General features: G+C 71.8%; 7 protein-coding genes. 2 read left to right on the forward strand and 5 right to left on the reverse strand.

The window, feature by feature from the left end; all coding sequences use genetic code 11:
- Together ACE3TU_RS17420 and ACE3TU_RS17425 are read right to left on the reverse strand one after the other, a co-directional pair.
- A partial coding sequence (locus ACE3TU_RS17420; RefSeq protein ID WP_374626489.1) for an ATP-binding cassette domain-containing protein occupies window positions 1–296 on the reverse strand: 296 nt, incomplete at its 3' end.
- Window positions 296–1,996 carry an efflux RND transporter periplasmic adaptor subunit gene (locus ACE3TU_RS17425; RefSeq protein ID WP_374626492.1) on the reverse strand — a complete coding sequence of 567 codons (1,701 nt, stop codon included), beginning with the start codon at window positions 1,994–1,996 and terminating at the stop codon, window positions 296–298. The genes ACE3TU_RS17425 and ACE3TU_RS17420, both read right to left, overlap by 1 nt.
- 156 nt (window positions 1,997–2,152) lie before the next feature.
- On the opposite strand from ACE3TU_RS17425, the gene ACE3TU_RS17430 reads away from it, so the two are divergent.
- Both ACE3TU_RS17430 and ACE3TU_RS17435 read left to right on the forward strand, forming a co-directional pair.
- On the forward strand, window positions 2,153–2,611 hold the full coding sequence (locus ACE3TU_RS17430; protein WP_374626494.1) for a DUF3237 domain-containing protein: 459 nt from the start codon (window positions 2,153–2,155) through the stop codon (window positions 2,609–2,611).
- Between the two features lie 61 nt (window positions 2,612–2,672).
- The gene (locus ACE3TU_RS17435) at window positions 2,673–3,644 is read left to right on the forward strand and encodes a Bug family tripartite tricarboxylate transporter substrate binding protein (RefSeq protein WP_374626496.1); all 972 of its coding nucleotides are present in this window, start codon (window positions 2,673–2,675) and stop codon (window positions 3,642–3,644) included.
- Between the two features lie 80 nt (window positions 3,645–3,724).
- Here ACE3TU_RS17435 and ACE3TU_RS17440 read toward each other — a convergent pair whose 3' ends face one another.
- From ACE3TU_RS17440 to ACE3TU_RS17450, 3 genes are all read right to left on the reverse strand, one after another.
- Window positions 3,725–4,558, reverse strand: coding sequence for an FG-GAP repeat domain-containing protein (locus ACE3TU_RS17440; RefSeq protein WP_374626498.1), 834 nt, complete (start codon window positions 4,556–4,558; stop codon window positions 3,725–3,727).
- Between the two features lie 4 nt (window positions 4,559–4,562).
- Entirely contained in the window at window positions 4,563–5,720 is a 1,158-nt protein-coding gene (locus ACE3TU_RS17445; RefSeq protein ID WP_374626500.1) for a YeeE/YedE family protein, read from the reverse strand.
- A 70-nt stretch (window positions 5,721–5,790) separates the two neighbouring features.
- Window positions 5,791–6,398, reverse strand: a 608-nt coding sequence (locus ACE3TU_RS17450; protein ID WP_374626502.1) for a tripartite tricarboxylate transporter substrate-binding protein, incomplete at its 5' end; no start/stop codon positions are given.

Below are 6,398 nucleotides of genomic sequence, written 5' to 3' on the forward strand. Positions count from 1 at the left end.
CGGTCGAGCAGGTTGAACTGCTGGAAGACGAAGCCGATCTTGCGGTTGCGCACGTCGGCCAGGGCATCGGCCGACATGGCCGAGACCTCCTCGCCGTCGAGCACGTAGCGGCCGGCGGTGGGCCGGTCGAGGCATCCCACGAGGTTCATGAAGGTCGACTTGCCCGAGCCCGACGGCCCCATGACGGCGACGAACTCGCCCTCCGCCACGTCGACGGAGACGCCCGCCAGCGCCGTGACCACCTGGTCGCCGAGCGTGTAGTGGCGGGCAAGGCCGGCCGTCTCGATCAGCGGCATCAGAACATCCGGAAGCCGCGCGGACCGGCCGGCGACCCGCCGGGCGCCTGGCCCGTGCCGATGATGACCTCGCGGCCCGGCTCGATCTCGCCGGAGATGACCTCGGTCGTCGCGCCGTCGGTCACGCCGGTGCGCACCGCGATCGGCTGCGGCCTGCCGTCGGCGCCCGCCACGAAGACGCGGCCGGCAAGGCCGCCGTCGGCGCCGCGCGAGCCGTCGAAGCGGGCGCGGATGTCGGCGAAGCTCTTGCGCTGGTCGGCGGTCAGCACCGCCTCGATGCGGCGGCCCATCTCGGCGCGGATGGTGCGGATGCGCTCGATGCGCTGCGTGCGGTCGATGGAGGGGTCCATCAGCGCGCGGAACTGCGGCCGGGCATCGGCGACGATGGCGTCGATCTGCTCGCGCTGCGCCGGCTCGAGGGCGAGCTCCGTCTTCAGCGTCTCGACGAATTCGCCGATCTGGCGTCCGCCCTGCTGCTGGCCGCCGCCCCCGCCGCCCGGGCCGCGGCCCATGGCCGGAGGACCGAAGGGATTGGCCGCCGGGCCGGCCGCCTGGGGCCTCTCGGCCGGGGTGCCGGCGGGCCGCCAGCGCAGCGCCGCATTGGGCACCCGCACCACGCCCTCGCGCCGGTCGGTGATGATCCTGAGCGTCGCGGTCATGCCCGGCAGGAGTTCCATGCGCGGGTTCTGGAACGAGATCACCGCCGTGTAGATGACGACGTTCTGCACCGTCTGCGAGCCGAGGCGGACAAGCTTCACCTCGCCGCGGAAGTCGCGGCCGGGATAGGCGTTGACGGTGAAGGTCACGGCCTGGCCGTTGCGCACGCGGCCGACATCGGCCTCGTCGACATTGGCGTAGATCTCCATGGAGCGCAGGTCCTGCGCCACGAGGAAGAGCGTCGGCGCCTGCAGCGAGGCGGCGACCGTCTGGCCGAGTTCGACCGAGCGCTGCACCACCGTGCCCTTCACCGGCGAGCGGATCTCGGTATTGGCGAGGTCCACCTCGATCTGCCGCACCATGGCCTCGCGCTGGGCGATCTGCGCCTCGATCGTGCCGGTCTGGGCCTCGGCCACCCTGAGCGCCGCCTCGATGGAACGCTTGGAGGCTTCCGCCGAGGCGATCTGGGCGCGGGCGGAATCGCGGGCGGCGCGCTGGCTCTCGGCGTTGGCCCTGGCGGTGTCGATCACCGCCTGGGCGACCGTGCCGCGGGCCCCGAGTTCGCGCTGGCGGGCGAAGTTGCGCTCGGCCTCGCCGAGCTGGGCTTCCACCTGGGCGAGCTTCGCCGTCGCATCGAGGCGGACGGCCTCGGCGCGGCCGATCTCGGAGCGGGCCTGCTCGATCTGGGCGAGCTGCACCAGCCGCGCGGCGCGGACATTGGCGAGGTCGGCGCGGGCGCCGTCGAGGCGGGCCTTCACCTGCGTCGGGTCGAGGCGGGCGAGAACCTGACCGGCCTCCACCTGCGAATTGTGGTCGGCGGTGATCTCCAGCACCTGTCCCGAGACCTGCGACCCCACCACCACCGTCGAGATCGGGTTGATCGTGCCGGTGGCGTTGACCGCCGCGATGACATCGCCGCGGTCGGCCTTTGCGAGGCGCCAGGCGGGCTGGTCGGCGACGGCGCGCGTTCCCGGGCCGGCGAACCACCAGCCGGCGCCACCGAGGGCGGCGAGGAGAAGGAGCAGAAGGGGCCAGCGGCGCATGGTCAGGCGGAATCCGAGATCATGCGCCTTTCTACCACGGCGCCAGGGGCCGTTCACGTGACAGTTTGGAAAGGTGCCGCGGCGGTCGTGCCATCCCGATAGTTATTGACAATAACCATCAGCATTGGTTCGTTTCGGCCAGCGCCGGAGATGTCCATGCCCCCACCGACACTCGTGCCCGCCTTCTCGATCGCCGCCGAGGTCGCGCCGGCCGTCGAGGTCGGCCAGACCCCGCTCGGCGAGCGTCGGCTCATCCCCATCCTCGGCGGCGAGGTGACCGGCCCGCGGCTGACCGGCAAGGTCCTGCCCGGCGGCACCGACTACCAGTCCATTCGCGACCCCGGCCTTGCCGACATCCACGCCCGCTACGTGATCGAAACCCGCGAGGGCGCGAGGATCTATGTCGAGAACACCGGCATCCGCCGCGGCCCGCCCGATCTCGTGGCGCGGCTGCGCCGCGGCGAGACCGTCGATGCCGCGCAGATCTATTTCCGCACCGTGCCGCGCTTCGAGACGGCCTCCGCCGACCATCTCTGGCTGATGCGGTCGATCTTCGTCTGCGTCGGCACGCGGCTGCCCGACAGGGTTCTGCTCGACGTCTACGAACTGGCCTAGCGCCAGCACGAATTCCGGCGAGCGGCCGCCGCATCATCAACAAAGCCGCAGGGAGGATCGCGTGAGGACAGGTTTCCGGGCGGCCGTCGCCGCTGCCGCAGCATTGATCGTGGCCGGCATCATGCCGGCAGCCGCCCAGGGGGCGCGTGGCATCACCCTCGTCGTCGGCTTCGCCGGCGGCACCGCCCCCGACACCCTCGCGCGCATCCTCGCCGAAGCCATGCAGCGCGCCGGCAATGTAAACGTGGTGGTGGAGAACGTCCCCGGCGCCGGTGGGCAGGTGGCCTCCGCCCGCGTCGCACGCGCAGCCCCCGACGGCGCGACGGTCCTCCTCGGCGAGGTCGGCTCGGTCGCCATCGCGCCCTTCGCCTTTGCCTCCCTTCCCTACGATCCGCTGCGCGACTTCACCTATGTCTCCGAGGTGGCGCGCACCCATTTCGCCTTCGTCGTACCGGACCAGGGGGGACCTGCCTCGATCGCCGCCTTCATCGAGGCCGCGAAGAAGACGGACCGCACGCTGCTCGCCACCTTCGGCGTCACCAGCCCCGGGCATATCGCCGCCGAGCTCTTCGCCCAGAGCGCCGGCTTCAAGGGCGAGCCGGTCCACTACCGCGCGGTGGCCGACGGCGTCGGCGACATCGCCCGCGGCCAGACGGCCGGCTCCTTCTTCTCCATCCCCCTGGCCGCCGCCCAGGTCCGTTCGGGCGGCCTGCGCGCCCTCGTCCAGACTGGTTCCTCGCGCGCCGACATGCTGCCCGGCGTGCCGACGGCGGCGGAGGCGGGCCTGCCCTATCTGTCGATGTCCTCGTGGTTCGTCCTGATGGTGCCGGCGGCGGTGCCGGGGGCGACCGTCGCTGATATCCATCGGGCCGCGGCTGCGGCGCTGAAGGATCCGGCCGCTCTCGAACGGCTGAAGGGGGCCGGCTTCGAGGCCGTCGGTTCGAGCCCGGACGAGGTGAGGGCCATGGTGGCGCGCGAGCGCGACCGCTGGAAGCCGGTCATCGAGCGCGCCGGCATCCGCATCACCAACTGAGCGGTGTCAGGGACGCAGGTCCACCGCGTGGGTCTCACGGCCCTCGGGCCGTGCCCGTGGCGGCTTGGAAAAGCGCCCCATCACTGCCGGCGAAGCTCGACTTCGGCGATGCTGCGGTCCTGCAACTGCATGACGGCATGGTTTCCGCTCATCGGCTCGAGCCGGACGATCGGACCGGGGACGGCTGCCCTTGCCACCACCCGGCCGCGCCCTCCGGTGAAGCTCACAGCGGTGAGAGCCATGCGGTCCTGCGACGGGATCACGATCTCCGGGCGACCGTCGCCGTCGATGTCGGTGATCCGCGCGAGGTCGAGGTCGCGCGAGCCGATGACGTGGTTGGTGACGCCGTCGAGGCGGGCGACCTCGGTGAGGGCGCTGCCCTGCAGCCGGTAGAGCCTGAGCGATCCGGCGATATGCGGAGTGATGACGGCGGCGACGAGCGGCCGCCCCTCGCCGGTGAAGTCGGCGACCCCCACCGGGTTGAGCCAGCGGTGCGCCGTGCCGATCGCCTCGCTCTCCGCCAGCGGGGTGATGCCGTCGTCGCCGATGCGGTAGGCGGCGAGCGCCGATCCACGCCTGAGATAGGACTTCACGATGATCGCCTCGGGGCGGCCGTCGCCGTCGATGTCCTCCAGCCTCACGCGCCGATCCTCGAACACCGCCTCCTCCGGCAGGGTGAGGTGGAACGGCCGCCCGCCCAGCTCGACGGCGAAGCCGCCGGCCTCGATGGCGTCGCCGAGAACCGCATGGGCGTAGCGCCGTGTCGGCTCCGTCAGCCAGGCCGAGAGCCCTGCGGCCTGCGTGGTCTCGGTGTCGGGCAGGCGCCGCCGGGTCGGCTGGGCTCCGGCGGGCAGGGCCGATGCCAGCAGTCCGCAGACGGCGAGGCGGCGCGTGGGGAAGAGGGGATGCGTCATGACGTCATGCCTCGAGGTCGAACCGGGGGCGCAGCTTGACCCCTATCCAGTTACCGGGAAGTGCAAACAGCAGCCAGAGCGGTCCGTGCAGGCTCCCCGAGAGGGTGCCGGAGACGAAGGCGCCGATGTTGCAGCCGGTCGACAGCCGGGCGCCATAGCCCATGAGCAGGCCTCCGAGGACGGCCGCCAGCAGCGATCGCATTGCGGGCCAGGGCCCCGGCCGGAAGCGCCCCGCGAGCCCCGCCGCGGCTAGAGCCCCGAGCATCAGTCCGAAATCCATGACCGAGGTGCGGTCCGCCAGCAGCGACGCGCCGATGGCCGGGTCTGACGCCCAGTAGGGCCAGGAGGCGGGCGACGCTCCTGCGAGCGCGGCGATCTTCGAACCCCAGAGCGCGAAGGCCGAGGTGATGCCCCAGGGCGCGCCTGTCACCAGCAGGGTGGCGAGGCTGACCCCGGCCAGCGCCAGCGCGCCCGCCGCCAGCGTCCACGGCCCCCGCAGGACGAGCGCCGGGGAGGGCCATCCAAGCCCGCCGATCGTCGTCGCCGCGCCATGCCGGGTCCGTTCCCTGTGCTGGAGCAACAGATGCGCGGTGGCCAGAGCGAGGATCAGCAGGGAGAGCCCCGGCAGCCAGCCGAGCGTCGAGATCACGGAGACGCCGGGCAGCGCCGGCCAGGTGATCCAGACCGGGAAGTGCAGCACCGCGACCACCGATCCCGCGATGAAGGCCGCGAGTGTCGCCAGCATCCGCGTGCTCCCACTTCCAGCGACGAACAGTGTCCCCGAGCCGCAGCCGCCTCCGAGCTGCATGCCGATGCCGAAGAGAAAGGCGCCGAGCGCCAGCGGCACACCGATCGGGTTGACGAAGCCATAGAGCGGCGCCCCAGACGTCTCCGCCCAGCCGAGCAGCGGATAGCTGGCAAGCGCCGCCGCGCCGATCATGACCAGTTGCGCCCGTGCTCCGGCGCTCCGCCCGTCGGTCAGCACCCGCCGCCACGCCCCGGTGAAGCCGAAGGCCGCGTGATAGAGGGCGAACCCGGCGAGCGAGCCGATCACAGCGGCCGCCGCGAGGACCGGCCCCGCCGCCATCGCGGCACCGGCCGTGACGGCGACAAGGCCTGCCGCCGCAAGCCCTACCACAAGGCGTTGCGGCGTGCCGCCCATCGTCCGTCTCCCGGTTCCCCCAGCGTCGATACGGCGACAAGGGCCGGAGTGTTTCAGCCGGGACGACCGCTCACTCGATGCGGGCGCCGGACGCTTTCACGATCTCCGCCCACACCTTCAGGTCGGCCTCAAGCTTCGCGGCGAGTTCCGCCGGGGTGGAGGTGACGACCTCCGCGCCTTGCTGGGCGAACTTCGCCTTGATCTCCGGCGCCGCCAGGGCGCGATGGGTGGCGGCGACCAGCTTGTCGATGATCGGCTGCGGCGTGCCAGCGATAGCGTAGATGGCGATCCACAGCTCGGCGTCGAAGCCCGGCACGGTCTCGGCGATGGTCGGCACCTGCGGGACAAAGCTGTTGCGCTTCAGCGTCGAGACGCCGAGGGCGCGCACCGTTCCCGCCTGGATCTGGCTGATGGCGGCGGGAAGATTGGCGAAGCTGATCGGCACGTGGCCGGCGATGACGTCGGAGAGGGCCGGCGCGATGCCGCGATAGGGGATGTGCTTCAGGTCGATCCCCGCCCGCGACTTCAGCATCTCGCCGACCAGGTGGTTCAGCGTGCCGTTGCCGGCCGAGGCGTAGTGGTAGAAGCCCGGCTTCTCCTTCGCCATGCGGATGAGGTCGGCGACCGACTTCGCCTCGAAGGCGGGGTGGACGACCAGCACGTTCGGCACCGTGCCGA

Origin of the sequence: Devosia sp. (genome assembly GCF_041917035.1) — a bacterium.
GTDB lineage: Bacteria > Pseudomonadota > Alphaproteobacteria > Rhizobiales > Devosiaceae > Devosia_A.

Coding starts and splice junctions, on each gene's coding strand:
- ACE3TU_RS17445 (WP_374626500.1), bottom strand. CDS start 5,720: ATGGGCGGCACGCCGCAACGCCTTGTGGTAGGGCTTGCGGCGGCAGGC.
- ACE3TU_RS17440 (WP_374626498.1), bottom strand. CDS start 4,558: ATGACGCATCCCCTCTTCCCCACGCGCCGCCTCGCCGTCTGCGGACTG.
- ACE3TU_RS17425 (WP_374626492.1), bottom strand. CDS start 1,996: ATGCGCCGCTGGCCCCTTCTGCTCCTTCTCCTCGCCGCCCTCGGTGGC.
- ACE3TU_RS17430 (WP_374626494.1), top strand. CDS start 2,153: ATGCCCCCACCGACACTCGTGCCCGCCTTCTCGATCGCCGCCGAGGTC.